This window comes from Pseudomonas taetrolens (assembly GCF_900475285.1).
In the GTDB taxonomy this organism is placed as follows: domain Bacteria; phylum Pseudomonadota; class Gammaproteobacteria; order Pseudomonadales; family Pseudomonadaceae; genus Aquipseudomonas; species Aquipseudomonas taetrolens.
This window is the reverse complement of the sequence record NZ_LS483370.1, coordinates 3,186,561-3,200,785: the sequence shown is the minus strand read 5'-3', so window position 1 is coordinate 3,200,785 and position 14,225 is coordinate 3,186,561. Positions and strand designations below refer to the sequence as shown.

Annotated in this window: 12 protein-coding genes; all 12 read left to right on the top strand. The window is 59.9% G+C overall.

Annotated features, from left to right (window positions below; translation table 11 throughout):
• The first annotated feature begins 119 nt into the window (after positions 1-119).
• The 12 genes from DQN55_RS14765 (at position 120) to fliI (ending at position 14,222) form a co-directional block, all read left to right on the top strand.
• Positions 120-1,871, top strand: a complete 1,752-nt coding sequence (locus DQN55_RS14765; protein ID WP_048383012.1) for a flagellin N-terminal helical domain-containing protein — start codon at positions 120-122, stop codon at positions 1,869-1,871.
• Between the two features lie 153 nt (positions 1,872-2,024).
• Positions 2,025-3,386, top strand: a complete 1,362-nt coding sequence (gene fliD, locus DQN55_RS14760; protein WP_048383013.1) for a flagellar filament capping protein FliD — start codon at positions 2,025-2,027, stop codon at positions 3,384-3,386.
• 96 nt (positions 3,387-3,482) lie between these two features.
• The gene (fliS, locus tag DQN55_RS14755; RefSeq protein WP_048383014.1) at positions 3,483-3,872 is read left to right on the top strand and encodes a flagellar export chaperone FliS; all 390 of its coding nucleotides are present in this window, start codon (positions 3,483-3,485) and stop codon (positions 3,870-3,872) included.
• 25 nt (positions 3,873-3,897) lie between these two features.
• Positions 3,898-4,191 (top strand): hypothetical protein, encoded by a 294-nt coding sequence (locus tag DQN55_RS14750; protein WP_048383015.1) that lies wholly within the window; start codon positions 3,898-3,900, stop codon positions 4,189-4,191.
• Between the two features lie 179 nt (positions 4,192-4,370).
• Positions 4,371-5,843, top strand: coding sequence for a sigma-54 dependent transcriptional regulator (locus DQN55_RS14745; RefSeq protein ID WP_048383016.1), 1,473 nt, complete (start codon positions 4,371-4,373; stop codon positions 5,841-5,843).
• Positions 5,844-6,111: 268 nt separating this feature from the next.
• Positions 6,112-7,329, top strand: coding sequence for a sensor histidine kinase (locus DQN55_RS14740; protein ID WP_048383017.1), 1,218 nt, complete (start codon positions 6,112-6,114; stop codon positions 7,327-7,329).
• A 5-nt stretch (positions 7,330-7,334) separates the two neighbouring features.
• Positions 7,335-8,705: a sigma-54-dependent transcriptional regulator gene (locus DQN55_RS14735; protein WP_048383221.1), complete on the top strand. Its 1,371-nt coding sequence runs from the start codon at positions 7,335-7,337 to the stop codon at positions 8,703-8,705.
• Between the two features lie 247 nt (positions 8,706-8,952).
• The gene (fliE, locus tag DQN55_RS14730) at positions 8,953-9,282 is read left to right on the top strand and encodes a flagellar hook-basal body complex protein FliE (RefSeq protein ID WP_048383018.1); all 330 of its coding nucleotides are present in this window, start codon (positions 8,953-8,955) and stop codon (positions 9,280-9,282) included.
• A gap of 15 nt (positions 9,283-9,297) precedes the next feature.
• Positions 9,298-11,079, top strand: a complete 1,782-nt coding sequence (fliF, locus tag DQN55_RS14725; RefSeq protein WP_048383019.1) for a flagellar basal-body MS-ring/collar protein FliF — start codon at positions 9,298-9,300, stop codon at positions 11,077-11,079.
• Positions 11,072-12,094 (top strand): flagellar motor switch protein FliG, encoded by a 1,023-nt coding sequence (gene fliG, locus DQN55_RS14720; protein ID WP_048383020.1) that lies wholly within the window; start codon positions 11,072-11,074, stop codon positions 12,092-12,094. The genes fliF and fliG overlap by 8 nt, the downstream gene beginning before the upstream one ends.
• On the top strand, positions 12,095-12,874 hold the full coding sequence (fliH, locus tag DQN55_RS14715; RefSeq protein ID WP_048383021.1) for a flagellar assembly protein FliH: 780 nt from the start codon (positions 12,095-12,097) through the stop codon (positions 12,872-12,874).
• On the top strand, positions 12,864-14,222 hold the full coding sequence (gene fliI / locus DQN55_RS14710; RefSeq protein WP_048383022.1) for a flagellar protein export ATPase FliI: 1,359 nt from the start codon (positions 12,864-12,866) through the stop codon (positions 14,220-14,222). The genes fliH and fliI overlap by 11 nt, the downstream gene beginning before the upstream one ends.
• Positions 14,223-14,225: the final 3 nt, after the last annotated feature.

Genomic DNA, 14,225 nt, shown 5'->3' with positions numbered 1-14,225 from the left:
TCAAAAAATCCCTCAAGCAACCTGCATTCACGACGATAACTATTACGAAGGTTCTCTAGGCCACACCCGGCGGTTGCCAGGGCCGGAAGCCGCAGTATTCATCCAATGAGGATTTCGTCATGGCTTTATCAGTAAACACTAACGTCACGTCCCAGACCGTTCAGAAGAACCTGAACAAAGCCGGCGATGCTCTGAGCACCTCGATGACCCGTCTGTCTTCCGGCCTGAAAATCAACAGCGCCAAAGACGACGCCGCCGGCATGCAAATCGCCAACCGTCTGACCTCTCAGGTTAAAGGCATGACAGTGGCCATCGCCAACGCCAACAACGGCACCTCGATTGCCCAGACCGCCGAAGGCGCGATGCAAGAGTCGACCAATATTCTGCAACGTTTGCGTGAACTGGCCCTGCAGTCCGCGAACGGTGATAAAAGCGCCGAAGACCGTGCGTCCCTGCAACAAGAATTCACGGCGAAAACCGGTGAACTGACCCGTATCGCCCAAACCACCACTTTCGGTGGTCGTAACCTGCTGGACGGCTCGTTCCAGAACCAATCCTTCCAGATCGGTTCCGACGCCAACCAGACCATCTCGTTCGGCATGAACGACATCAGCGCTACCGGTTTGAAAGGCTCTTTCAGCGAGGCAAGCGTCGCGGGTTCGGCGACCAGTCAGTTGAAGGCTTCGGTAACGGGCAGTGCTGTGACCTTGCCGGGCGGTACTGCGGGTACTCCAGCTGTTCCTGCGACTGATTTTGTTCGTACAGGTGCTGCGTATGTTGCGCCAGCGGGTGCTGACGGCACGTTGAACATTAACGGCACAGCCGTAACAATCGCCGATGGCGCCACGATTCAAGACGCCGCGGATGCCATCAACCTCGCAGCTGTTGGCGATGTTAAGGCGACCTTGAACACGGCAGGTGATGCGCTCGTTCTGACTTCTGCCGCTACGATCACCATTGACCCGACAGATAACTCTGGTCTTGGCGTCAGCACTGAAGTTGCAGGTTCGGCCGGTACACCAGCCGTTCCAGGCACGCCAGGCGCACTGGTTGCCGCAACGACCATCAAGATCAACGATAAGGATGTGGTGTTTGCCGCCGGTGACAGCATGGCTGACGTCATGGATGCCATCAACACCGCTAACACCGCTGCCAACCCAGGTGGGGCGACGGGTGTGAGTGCGACCTTGTCGACAGATGGCCGTCTGCAATTGGCGACCGCTGATGGCAGCGACATCAAGCTGGCCAACGGCACGGGTGGTTCTCTGGCCGCGCTGGGCCTAGCGTCGGGGACGACTCCGGCCAAACTGGAAAACGCAACGTCGATCAGCCTGAACGGTACTGAAGTCAAGTTCACCGCCGGTTCGACCATGGCCGATGTTGTTTCGTCGATCAACAGTGCAAGCACCGGCGTCACCGCCAGCCTGAAAGATGATGGCAGCCTGAGCCTGTTCTCCACTAAAAACATCAACATTGCAGACGGCAGTGCGGGTACGGGCCTGGCGGCATTGGGTCTGACGGCTGCTCCGGCATCGACCACTGCCATCAAGCAGGAAACCACCGTTTCCGACCTGAGCATTCTGAGTGCAGAAGATTCGCAGCGTACTGTCCAGGCGCTGGCTGATGCGATCTCGCAGATCGACACCCAGCGTTCGGCTCTGGGTGCTGTTCAAAACCGTTTCACCAGCACCGTGGCCAACCTGCAGAGCATTTCCGAGAACTCCACCGCGGCACTGGGTCGGGTTCAGGACACTGACTTCGCTTCCGAAGCTGCTGAGCTGACCAAACAACAAACCCTGCAGCAGGCGTCCACTGCGATCCTGTCCCAGGCTAACCAGCTGCCATCCGCTGTGATGAAACTGCTTCAGTAATTTCAGCGCTTGGTTGAAAACAGAAGGGCGCGTTTACGTGCCCTTTTGTTTTTTCAGGTTTTGGCGTTTGAAGGTGGCATGAAATGTGAAGCACTCTGTGGCTTCGGCACGCTTCGCCAATAAAGCGCCAGCCACCGGATAAGGAGAATACAGATGGCAAGTTCAACCATTACGGGGGTCGGCTCGGGTTTCGACACGGTCGGTATTGTAAAAGCCCTGGTTGATGCGGAAAAAGCGCCCAAGCAAAGCCAGATTACCAAGCAGCAAACCGTCACCACGACTCAATTGTCGGCGGTGGGTACGGTCAAGGTTGCGCTTGAGGCCTACCGTACAGCGATTGCCAAGCTCGATAACGCGTCCAGCTTCAATGGTCTGGCCGCATCGTCGTCTGACGAAAAAATTTCCAAAGTCACCATCGATGACAAAGCGTCCAGCGGCACCTATGCGCTGGACGTCACTCAGTTGGCGACTGCGTCGAAAATCACCAGCAAGATGTTCGCGGGTGGCCCTTCGGCGGTTGTGAACACCAGCGAAGCGGCTGCAACCCTGACCCTCTCGCAGTCTGGTGACAATTACGATGTCACGATTCCGGCGGGGGCGACCATGCAGCAGACCCGCGACGCAATCAACACGCAGTTGCAATCCAAGGGTATCAGCGCCAACGTCCTGAGCGACGCCAATGGCTCGCGGCTGGTGATCAGCTCGCAGACCACAGGCAAAGGCACCGACATTACCATCAGTGGCGATTCGGAGCTGGCGATCGGTTATGACGCCGGCAAGCCGCCGGTGAACGCCGAATACACGATTGATGGCATTGCCATGGAGTCGAAGAGCAATAAAGTGACGGCGGCCATCAGCGGCGTGAGCCTGGAGTTGATTGACACCAAGGCATCCACCATTACCGTGGCGTCCAACACCACCACCCTGAAAACCTCGGTTCAGTCGTTCATCACGGCGTACAACGCGCTGTTGACCAGTATCAACACCCAGACCAAAGTCACGGCCACCGGCGATGCGTCGACCACCACCTCGGGCGCGCTGACGGGCGATGCGTCAATGCGCCAACTGGTCAACGGTATCCGCAACGAGTTGCTGCAAAACACTGGTTCGTCGAGTGTCGGCAACCTGTCGCAGATGGGAATCAGCACTGACCAGAAAACCGGGCTGCTGACGCTGGATGACACCAAGTGGAAGGCTGCGGTGGAGACCGCCAATGGCCCCACCGAGATTGCCAAGGTGTTTACTGGCGACACAGGCCTGGTGGCACGAATGACCAAGGCCACCGAAAGCTATGTCGGAAGTTCTGGGTTGCTGGCGTCCCGCGCCACTGACTTGAATACCAAACTGACGGACCTGACGACGCAACAGGCAGACCTGGATCGGCGCATGGACGCCCTTAAAGACACCCTCAGCGCCAAATACACGGCGATGGACACCTTGATCGCGAAGATGAACGCCAGCAGCTCCAGCATCATGACCACGCTCAACTCGTTGAATAACCCTAAAAAAGACTGATGTGAGGCGCTCGGGTGGCTAAAGTTTTGCGCCCCTGGGTCGACATATAAAGCATGTCCCAGTCATTTTGCCTGTCATCTGTAATGAGGTAGAAACATGAACCCGATGCGCGCCCTTCGTCAGTATCAGAAGGTCAATTCCCACGCCCAAATCTCCGAAGCCAGCCCCCATCGTTTGATTCAGATGCTGATGGAAGGCGGTCTGGATCGCATGGCGCAGGCCAAGGGTGCAATGAGCCGTGGTGATGTTGCGCAGAAAGCACTGTTTATTACCAAGGCCATCGACATCATTACCGGTCTGCGTCAGGGCCTGGATGAAGAGAAGACCGACGACAAGGCCGCCTTGCAGCAGCTCGACAGCCTGTACGAATACATGGCCGTCCGCCTGACCCTGGCCAACGCGCAAAACGACCCTGAAATCATCGACGAAGTGGCTCGTCTGCTGATCACTGTGAAAAGTGGTTGGGATGCGATCGCAGCTGAATAAACCCCGCAGGTTTGAGGAGTGCGCCATGAGTCAATTGCAACGAATTCAAGAAACCCGCGTAGCGCTGATTGATGCTCTGGCCGAGCGTAATTGGGATGCGATCGGTGAGCTGGACTCGGCGTGTCGGGTATGTGTCGAGAGCGTACTGGATGAAGCACCGCTGGATGAGGCGGTGTTGCGCGAGAACCTGGAAGGGTTGTTGGTGGTGTATCGCATGCTGCTGGAGGCGGCGACGGATGAGCGGCAATTGCTCGTTGAGCAAATGGGGCAGATCAATCAAGCAAAAAATGCTTCAAAGGTTTACCATCTCTTTGGTTAAGGCCTAAAAAAGATGTGGTTAATCGCGTTTAAAGCGCCATAAATTTGACTATGCACGGTTTTTTGACTTAACTAGCGCGTTATTTTGTTTTTTAGTCGTCTTGGATATCCATCGGGTCAGGGCGACGAATATGTCCTGCTTGGCCAGGGCATTGAGTTGACTAGGGAAGTTGCTATTGCATGTGGCGTGAAACCAAAATTCTGCTAATCGATGACGATAGCGCTCGCCGCCACGATTTGGCGGTGATTTTAAATTTTCTGGGTGAAGAAAATTTAGCCAGCCCTAGCCACGACTGGGAACAGGCGGTGAGCGCTCTGTCGTCGAGTCGTGAAGTGCTTTGTGTCCTGGTCGGCGACGTCAGCATCGCTGGCGGCGTATCAGGACTGCTTAAGACACTCGCTGCATGGGATGAGTTCCTGCCCATCATGCTTTTAGGTGAAATTTCTTCGGTCGACCTGCCTGAAGATCAGCGCCGCCGGGTGCTGTCCACCCTCGAAATGCCTCCCAGCTACAGCAAATTGCTTGATTCCCTGCACCGTGCGCAGGTTTATCGCGAGATGTACGATCATGCCCGTGTGCGTGGCCGGCATCGTGAACCCAATTTATTCCGCAGCCTGGTGGGCACCAGCCGTGCGATTCAGCACGTGCGGCAAATGATGCAGCAAGTGGCCGACACCGAGGCCAGCGTGCTGATCCTCGGTGAGTCCGGGACTGGCAAGGAAGTGGTCGCCCGTAACCTGCATTACCATTCCAAGCGCCGCGATGCGCCCTTTGTGCCGGTTAACTGTGGGGCGATTCCTGCCGAACTGCTTGAGAGTGAGCTGTTCGGCCATGAGAAGGGCGCCTTCACCGGAGCAATCACCAGCCGCGCCGGGCGTTTTGAGTTGGCCAACGGCGGTACGCTGTTCCTCGATGAGATCGGTGACATGCCGTTGCCGATGCAGGTCAAGCTGCTGCGGGTGTTGCAGGAGCGGACGTTTGAGCGGGTGGGCAGCAACAAGACCCAAAGCGCGGACGTGCGGATCATTGCCGCGACTCACAAAAACCTCGAAAGCATGATTGAGGTCGGCGCCTTTCGCGAAGACTTGTACTACCGCCTCAACGTGTTCCCGATCGAAATGGCCCCCTTGCGCGAGCGGGTCGAAGACATTCCGTTGCTGATGAACGAGTTGATCTCGCGCATGGAGCACGAAAAACGCGGCTCGATCCGCTTCAATTCCGGCGCCATCATGTCGCTGTGCAGTCACGGGTGGCCGGGGAATGTCCGGGAGCTGGCCAATCTGGTCGAGCGCATGGCAATCATGCATCCGTATGGAGTGATTGGTATCGCCGAACTGCCGAAGAAATTCCGCTACGTCGACGACGAAGACGAGCAGATGGTCGAGAACCTGCGTTGCGACCTGGAAGAGCGTGCAGCGATCAACAATGCCCCCGATTTCACGGCCACGGCGATGCTGCCGCCCGAAGGCCTGGACCTCAAGGATTACCTCGCCGGTCTGGAGCAAGTGCTGATTCAGCAGGCGCTGGACGATGCCAATGGCATCGTGGCGCGTGCCGCTGAGCGTCTGCGCATCCGGCGTACTACGCTGGTTGAAAAAATGCGCAAGTACGGCATGAGCCGTCGTGAAGGGGACGACCAGGCAGAAGATTGACGCCTGGCTGTTTCCCCGTAGCCGCTGCCGAGTGCAGCAAGGCTGCGACCGATTGCGCAGCAGTCGCCAAACCTGTCCGCGAGGGCGGGCCTGCCCCCACCGTATTATCCGGCTTTGCGGCCGATCGCAGCCTCGCTGCGCTTCCCGGTGGCTGCATTTTGAGCTGTGCATAGCGCGCGTCCAGCTGATTCATTCGATGTGGGCACGGGTATTGCTTCGTCAGGGCTAACGAACCGTTTTATGACGGTCAGCCACGCGAGAACACCTCATGCCTCATGCCGCCCACCGGTCCTCGATTCCTGATCTTGCAGGGCAAGCCACTGCACTCGCAGCGCAGCCGACCAGCCGCGAAGGGCTTGAGCAGGCGTTCTCGCTGTTCAATCAAATGTCCACTCAATTGAGTGACTCCTACAGCCTGCTTGAAGCCCGGGTCACTGAGCTCAAGGGCGAGCTGGCGCTGGTCAGTGCCCAGCGCATGGCCGAGCTGGCCGAGAAGGAGCGACTCGCCAATCGTCTGCAGCATCTGCTGGATCTGTTGCCAGGCGGGGTGGTGGTGATTGATGACCGTGGCCGTGTCCGCGAAGCCAATCCGGCGGCCGGTGAGTTGCTGGGGCTGCCCTTGGAAGGTGAGCTGTGGCGGCATGTGATTGCCCGCTGTTTTGCACCCCGTGAAGACGATGGTCACGAAGTGTCCCTCAAGGACGGTCGACGGTTGTCGATCACCACGCGCTCGCTGGACGCCGAGCCCGGGCAATTGGTGGTGCTTAATGACCTGACAGAAACCCGGCGCTTGCAAGACCAGTTGGCCCGGCATGAGCGGCTGTCTTCTTTGGGGCGCATGGTCGCCTCCCTGGCGCATCAGATTCGTACGCCGCTGTCGGCGGCCTTGATTTATGCCAGCCATTTGACCGAGCAAGCACTGCCGGTGGAAACCCAGCAGCGGTTTGCCGGGCGCCTCAAGGAGCGCCTGCACGAACTGGAACATCAGGTGCGCGACATGCTGGTGTTCGCCCGCGGCGAGCTGCCGCTGACGGATCGGGTCAGCCCCAAAGCGTTGATGCAGGCCCTTCAGGCCGCTGCCCAGCCCCATGTTGAGGGCGTCTCGCTGCGCTGGCAGTGCGATGTGCACGGCGGGCAGGTGCTGTGCAATCGGGACACACTGGTGGGGGCGCTGCTCAACCTGATTGAAAACGCGCTGCAGGCGGGCGCCGCGAACGTGCGGCTCAAGGTGCATCTGTATGCCCGCGATCACAGCTTGCGGTTGTGTGTGAGCGACAGTGCCGGCGGGATTGAACCCAAGGTACTGGCGCGCGTGGGTGAGCCTTTCTTTACCACCAAGGCCACGGGCACCGGCCTGGGTCTGGCGGTGGTCAACGCGGTGGTGCGAGCGCACCAGGGCGAGCTGAAACTACAGTCGCGCCTGGGGCGCGGTACGTGTGCCTTGCTCAGCTTGCCGCTGATACCGCACACACTGGAGACAAACTGATGGTGATGAACATCAACGTGTTGCTGGTGGAGGACGATCGCGCCCTGCGCGAAGCCCTGGCTGACACCCTGTTATTGGCGGGGCATGGTTTTCGTGCTGTGGCGTCGGCTGAAGAGGCGCTGGCGGCTGTTGCGACCGAGTCGTTCAGCCTGGTGGTCAGCGACGTCAATATGCCGGGCATGGACGGCCATCAGTTGCTTGCCCGGTTGCGTGCAAGCCAGCCGCAATTACCGGTGTTGCTGATGACTGCCCATGGCGCCGTCGAGCGTGCCGTGGATGCCATGCGCCAGGGCGCAGTGGACTATCTGGTCAAGCCGTTTGAGCCCAAGGCCTTGCTGGACCTGGTGGCCCGTCATGCGCTCGGCAGCCTCGGCGTTGCCGACAGCGAAGGTCCGGTGGCCGTTGAACCGGCCAGTGCGCAACTGCTGGAATTGGCAGCGCGGGTGGCCCGCAGCGACTCGACGGTGCTGATTTCCGGTGAGTCCGGAACCGGCAAGGAAGTGCTGGCACGCTACATTCATCAGCATTCCCATCGGGTTGATCGACCGTTTGTAGCGATAAACTGTGCGGCGATCCCGGACAACATGCTGGAAGCCACTTTGTTCGGCCATGAAAAAGGCTCGTTTACCGGGGCCATTGCAGCCCAGGCCGGCAAGTTTGAGCAGGCGGATGGCGGCACCCTGTTGCTCGATGAAATTTCCGAGATGCCCCTGGGGTTGCAGGCCAAGCTGTTGCGCGTGTTGCAAGAGCGTGAAGTCGAGCGTGTGGGCGGGCGTAAACCGATCGTGCTGGATATTCGCGTGGTTGCCACCACCAACCGCGATCTGGCGGGCGAGGTGGCGGCGGGGCGCTTCAGGGAAGATCTCTACTACCGGCTTTCGGTGTTTCCGCTGGCCTGGCGTCCTTTGCGCGAGCGTACCGCCGACATCGTGCCGCTGGCCGAGCGCTTGCTGGCCAAGTACATCAGCAAAATGAAACACACAACGGTGCGTTTTTCGCCCCGCGCCAAAGCGTGCCTGATGGGGTATCCGTGGCCGGGCAACGTGCGTGAGCTGGATAACGCGATCCAGAGGGCGCTGATCCTGCAACAGGGCGGGTTGATCGAAGCGGCAGACTTTTGCCTCGCCGGGCCGGTGACCTGCGCGCCTTTGCCGGAGATGGCAATGGCGCCCGTGGAAGAACCGACGGGAGGCTTGGGCGATGACCTGCGCCGCCGGGAATTCCAGATGATTATCGACACCTTGCGTGCCGAGCGCGGGCGGCGCAAGGAAGCCTCCGAACGCCTGGGCATCAGCCCGCGCACCTTACGTTACAAGCTGGCGCAAATGCGCGATGCGGGGATGGATGTCGAGGCGTATTTGTTTGCGGCGACCTGAGTGCGCGCGCCATCGCTGACCTACCGAAGGGCCTGAATGTGTGAGGGCTTCGTCAGGATGTCTTGCCGCGCCGGTCGCAGCCTTCGTGCCTCGGCAGTGGCTACAGGGAGGCGTTTGATTTTACAGCCTGCGACGATTGGTAACGTTTATTCGGATACTGTGACAAAGAGCTGGCACCCTTGTTGCTACACCACTTCCAATGTCGTGAAAGTGTCAAAAAAATGCGTGTTGTCGGAGGCGGTTGTCCATGAGCCAAGGTATTGAATTTAATCGATTGATGTTGGACATGCGGGCCATGCAAATGGACGCGATGGCCCAGCCGAAGTCGGCTGTGCAAGTCCCGCAAACGGGGGCCGGCAGTTTCTCCGACATGCTCGGCAACGCGATCAACAAGGTCAGCGAAACGCAGCAGGCATCGTCCCAGCTGTCGACGGCTTTTGAAGTCGGTAAAACCGGCGTTGATCTGACGGATGTGATGATTGCGTCGCAAAAAGCCAGCGTGTCCTTCCAGGCATTGACCCAAGTGCGTAACAAACTGGTTCAGGCGTATCAGGACATCATGCAGATGCCGGTTTAAGGACGATATCAAGTCATGGCAGATGCACTTCCGGATAACGTTCCGGCCACTCCGGGCCCCGGCGGCAAACCGCTGTTCGGCCTGACCTTCCTCGATAATCTGGCCGACATGACCATGCTGCGTCAGGTCGGTCTGATGGTCGGCCTGGCCGCGAGCGTGGCGATTGGCTTTGCCGTGGTGCTGTGGTCGCAACAGCCTGATTACCGGCCGCTGTACGGCAGCCTGGCCGGGCTGGATGCCAAGCAGGTCATGGAGACCCTGGCAGCGTCGGATATCGCCTATACCGTTGAGCCAAACTCCGGGGCCTTGCTGGTCAAGGCCGATGACGTGGCGCGTGCCCGTCTCAAGCTGGCGGCAGCGGGGGTGATGCCTACCGACAGCAACATCGGCTTTGAAATCCTCGATAAAGAACAGGGCCTGGGTACCAGCCAGTTCATGGAAGCCACGCGCTATCGCCGTGGACTGGAAGGCGAGCTGGCGCGGACCATTTCCAGCCTGAATAACGTCAAGGGTGCCCGGGTTCATCTGGCGATCCCTAAAAGCTCGGTGTTCGTGCGCGATGAACGTCGGCCAAGCGCTTCGGTGCTGGTTGAACTGTACGCCGGGCGATCCCTAGAGCCGGGACAGGTGCTGGCCATCGTCAATCTGGTGGCGACCAGCGTGCCCGAGCTGAACAAGTCACAGATCACCGTGGTCGACCAAAAAGGCAACCTGCTCTCGGATCAGGCGGAAAACTCCGGGCTGACCATGGCCGGCAAGCAGTTCGACTACAGTCGCCGCATGGAAAGCATGCTGACCCAGCGCGTGCACAACATTTTGCAGCCGGTGCTGGGCAATGACCGCTACAAGGCTGAAGTCTCGGCCGACGTCGACTTCAGTGCGGTGGAGTCCACCTCCGAGCAGTTCAACCCGGATCAACCGGCCCTGCGCAGTGAGCAATCGACCACCGAGCAGCGTACGGCCAGCAATGGTCCGCAAGGTGTGCCCGGGGCGTTGAGCAATCAGCCGCCAGGCCCGGCCACGGCACCCCAGCAAGCCGGTCAGGGCGCTGCAGCGGCCGGCATGATCCAGCCCGGTCAGCCGTTGCTCGATGCCAACGGTCAGCAAATCATGGACCCGGCGACGGGGCAGCCGATGCTGGCGCCGTACCCGGCGGACAAACGTTCGCAGTCGACCCGCAACTTCGAGCTGGACCGCTCCATCAGCCACACCAAGCAGCAGCAGGGCCGCGTCAATCGCCTGTCGGTGGCGGTGGTGATCGACGATCAGTTCAATGTCGATCCGGCCAGTGGCGACGTCACTCGGGCGCCGTGGAGCACCGATCAATTGGCGCGCTTTACCCGCCTGGTGCAAGACGCCGTAGGCTTTGATGCCAGCCGCGGCGACAGCGTGAGCGTGATCAACGTCCCGTTCTCCCCGGAGCGTGCTGAAGTAGTGGCCGATATCCCGTTTTATTCCCAGCCCTGGTTCTGGGGCGTGGTCAAGCAAGTGCTGGGCGTGCTGTTCATCCTGGTGCTGGTTTTCGGCGTGTTGCGCCCGGTGCTCAACAACATCAGCGGGCAGGGCCGCAACAAACACGCAGCCGGGATTGGCAATGATGCCGAGTTGGGGGCGATGAGCGGCTTCGACAGCGAGCTGGCCAATGATCGCGTCAGCCTCGGCGGCCCGCAAAGCATTCTGTTGCCGAGCCCTAGCGAAGGCTATGACGCTCAATTGAATGCGATCAAAAGTCTGGTAGCAGAAGACCCGGGCCGTGTGGCTCAGGTCGTGAAAGAATGGATCAACGCTGATGAGTGACAACCGAGCTGCCCTTAACGCCAAGCTGAGTCGGGTCGACAAGGCCGCCATCTTGCTGTTGTCGCTGGGTGAAACCGATGCGGCCCAGGTGCTGCGGCACATGGGGCCCAAAGAAGTCCAGCGGGTGGGTGTGGCGATGGCGCAAATGCGTAACGTGCACCGCGAACAAGTTGAACAGGTGATGAGCGAGTTCGTCGAAATCGTCGGTGATCAGACCAGCCTCGGCGTGGGTTCTGACGGTTATATCCGCAAAATGCTGACTCAGGCCTTGGGCGAAGACAAAGCCAATGGCCTGATCGACCGCATTCTGCTGGGCGGCAATACCAGTGGCCTCGACAGCCTGAAGTGGATGGAGCCGCGAGCGGTGGCGGATGTAATTCGCTTCGAACACCCGCAAATCCAGGCCATTGTGGTGGCTTACCTCGACCCGGATCAGGCGGGCGAGGTGCTGGGGCATTTTGACCATAAAGCGCGGCTGGACATCATCCTGCGGGTTTCATCGCTCAACACGGTGCAACCGGCGGCGCTGAAAGAGCTGAACCAGATTCTTGAAAAGCAGTTCTCGGGCAACTCCAACGCCGCACGCACGTCTTTGGGCGGGATCAAGCGAGCGGCCGACATCATGAACTTCCTCGACAGCTCGATGGAAGGTCAGTTGATGGACTCGATTCGTGATGTCGACGAAGACCTGTCCGGCCAGATCGAAGACCTCATGTTTGTCTTCAACAACCTGGCCGATGTCGACGACCGCGGGATTCAGGCATTGTTGCGCGAAGTGTCTTCGGACGTGCTGGTGCTGGCCCTCAAGGGTTCCGACGAAAACGTTCAGGAAAAGATCTTCAAGAACATGTCCAAGCGTGCGGCCGAACTGTTGCGCGATGACCTCGAAGCCAAGGGGCCGGTACGCGTCAGCGATGTCGAAACGGCGCAGAAAGAAATCCTCACCATTGCCCGCCGTATGGCCGAAGCCGGAGAAATCGTTCTCGGTGGGAAGGGCGGCGAAGAGATGATCTAAGTGAGCAATGGCGAGTCTCCGGCAGATGTAATCCGCGCCAAGGATGTGGGTGCTTTCGAGGTATGGGGGTTGCCCAGCTTCGATCCGTGGCGCGAGCCTTGCGAACCTGAGCCGCAGCCGGAACCCGAGCCGGTTGAGGCGCCGCCGGTGGAAATGGAGGAGGTGCCGCTGGAGGACGTCCAGCCACTGACCCTCGAAGAACTCGAGAGCATTCGCCAGGAAGCCTGGAACGAAGGCTTTGCCACGGGTGAAAAGGAAGGCTTCCACAGCACTCAGCTTAAAGTGCGTCAGGAGGCCGAGACGGCCTTGAGCGCCAAGGTCGCAAGCCTTGAGCGTTTGATGGGCAACCTGTTGGCGCCGCTGGCCGAGCAGGACCAGCAACTTGAAAAGGCCATGGTCGGCCTGGTCGAACACATCACCCGGCAGGTGATCCAGCGCGAATTGAAAACCGATTCCCGGCAAATCGAGCAGGTGCTGCGCGAGGGGCTGAAGCTGTTGCCGATGGGCGCCGAGAATATCCGACTGCTCATCAATCCCCAGGACTTTGATCAGATCAAGGCCCTGCGTGAACGCCATGGCGAACATTGGCGGATCGTCGAAGACGACACGCTGCAACCGGGTGGCTGTCGCATTGAAACCGAACACAGCCGGATCGATGCCAGCATCGAAACCCGCATCACCCAGGCCATGAGCCAGCTGTTCGATCAGTTGCATGAGCAGTCGCTGCACCCGGCTACGGCGGACCTGGACATCGATCTGGACGCGCCGGATGCGCCTTAGACGCACCAGCTTTGCCAAGCGCCTGAGCAGCTATGCGCCAGCGGTGTCGTTGCCCGCACAGCCGGTGGTCGAAGGCCGCCTGCTGCGCATGGTCGGCCTGACCCTTGAGGCCGAAGGCCTGCGCGCCGCCATGGGCAGCCGCTGCCTGGTGATCAACGACGACAGCTTTCATCCGGTCGAAGTTGAGGCTGAGGTGATGGGCTTTTCCGGCAGCAAGATTTTCCTCATGCCAGTGGGCAGTGTCGCCGGGATTGCGCCAGGAGCACGGGTGGTGCCCTTGGCCGATACCGGTCGTTTGCCGATGGGCATGAGCATGCTCGGCCGGGTGCTGGATGGTGCCGGGCGGCCGCTGGACGGCAAGGGCGGGATGAAGGCTGAAGACTGGGTGCCCATGGACGGCCCCACCATCAACCCGCTCAAGCGCGACCCCATCAGTGTGCCGCTGGACGTGGGTATTCGCAGCATCAACGGTTTATTGACGGTCGGCCGCGGTCAGCGGCTGGGCCTGTTCGCCGGTACTGGCGTGGGCAAGAGTGTGTTGTTGGGCATGATGACCCGCTTTACCGAGGCCGATATCATTGTGGTTGGCCTGATCGGCGAGCGGGGCCGCGAGGTGAAGGAGTTCATTGAGCACAGCCTCGGCGCAGAAGGGCTCAAGCGTTCTGTGGTGGTCGCATCGCCGGCCGATGACGCGCCCTTGATGCGTTTGCGTGCCGCCATGTACTGCACGCGGATTGCCGAATACTTTCGGGACAAGGGTAAAAATGTCCTGCTGCTGATGGATTCCCTCACCCGATTCGCCCAGGCCCAGCGGGAAATCGCCCTGGCCATCGGTGAGCCGCCGGCGACCAAAGGCTATCCGCCTTCGGTGTTCGCCAAACTGCCGAAACTGGTAGAGCGCGCCGGCAACGCCGAAGCCGGTGGCGGCTCGATTACCGCGTTTTATACCGTGCTGTCCGAAGGCGACGATCAGCAGGACCCGATTGCCGACTCGGCACGGGGCGTGCTCGACGGTCATATCGTGCTGTCCCGGCGCCTGGCGGAAGAGGGGCACTATCCGGCCATCGATATTGAAGCGTCCATCAGCCGGGTGATGCCGTCGGTGGTCAGCGAGGAGCACCTGAGGCGGGCGCAGCAGTTCAAGCAGTTGTGGTCGCGCTTCCAGCAGGCGCGGGACTTGATCAGCGTCGGTGCCTACGTACCCGGCGGTGACCGCGAAACCGACACGGCGATTGCCTTGCAGCCGGCGATGGTGGCGTACTTGCGCCAAGGATTGAACGACAACGTCAGCCTGGCTGAGAGTGGTGGTCACCTGGGCTCGATTTTCGCGCCGGCAGCGGGTGGCTAATCC

Coding starts and splice junctions, on each gene's coding strand:
- fliD (WP_048383013.1), top strand. CDS start 2,025: ATGGCAAGTTCAACCATTACGGGGGTCGGCTCGGGTTTCGACACGGTC.
- fliS (WP_048383014.1), top strand. CDS start 3,483: ATGAACCCGATGCGCGCCCTTCGTCAGTATCAGAAGGTCAATTCCCAC.
- DQN55_RS14740 (WP_048383017.1), top strand. CDS start 6,112: ATGCCTCATGCCGCCCACCGGTCCTCGATTCCTGATCTTGCAGGGCAA.
- fliE (WP_048383018.1), top strand. CDS start 8,953: ATGAGCCAAGGTATTGAATTTAATCGATTGATGTTGGACATGCGGGCC.
- DQN55_RS14765 (WP_048383012.1), top strand. CDS start 120: ATGGCTTTATCAGTAAACACTAACGTCACGTCCCAGACCGTTCAGAAG.
- DQN55_RS14750 (WP_048383015.1), top strand. CDS start 3,898: ATGAGTCAATTGCAACGAATTCAAGAAACCCGCGTAGCGCTGATTGAT.
- fliG (WP_048383020.1), top strand. CDS start 11,072: ATGAGTGACAACCGAGCTGCCCTTAACGCCAAGCTGAGTCGGGTCGAC.
- DQN55_RS14745 (WP_048383016.1), top strand. CDS start 4,371: ATGTGGCGTGAAACCAAAATTCTGCTAATCGATGACGATAGCGCTCGC.
- fliF (WP_048383019.1), top strand. CDS start 9,298: ATGGCAGATGCACTTCCGGATAACGTTCCGGCCACTCCGGGCCCCGGC.
- DQN55_RS14735 (WP_048383221.1), top strand. CDS start 7,335: ATGAACATCAACGTGTTGCTGGTGGAGGACGATCGCGCCCTGCGCGAA.
- fliI (WP_048383022.1), top strand. CDS start 12,864: ATGCGCCTTAGACGCACCAGCTTTGCCAAGCGCCTGAGCAGCTATGCG.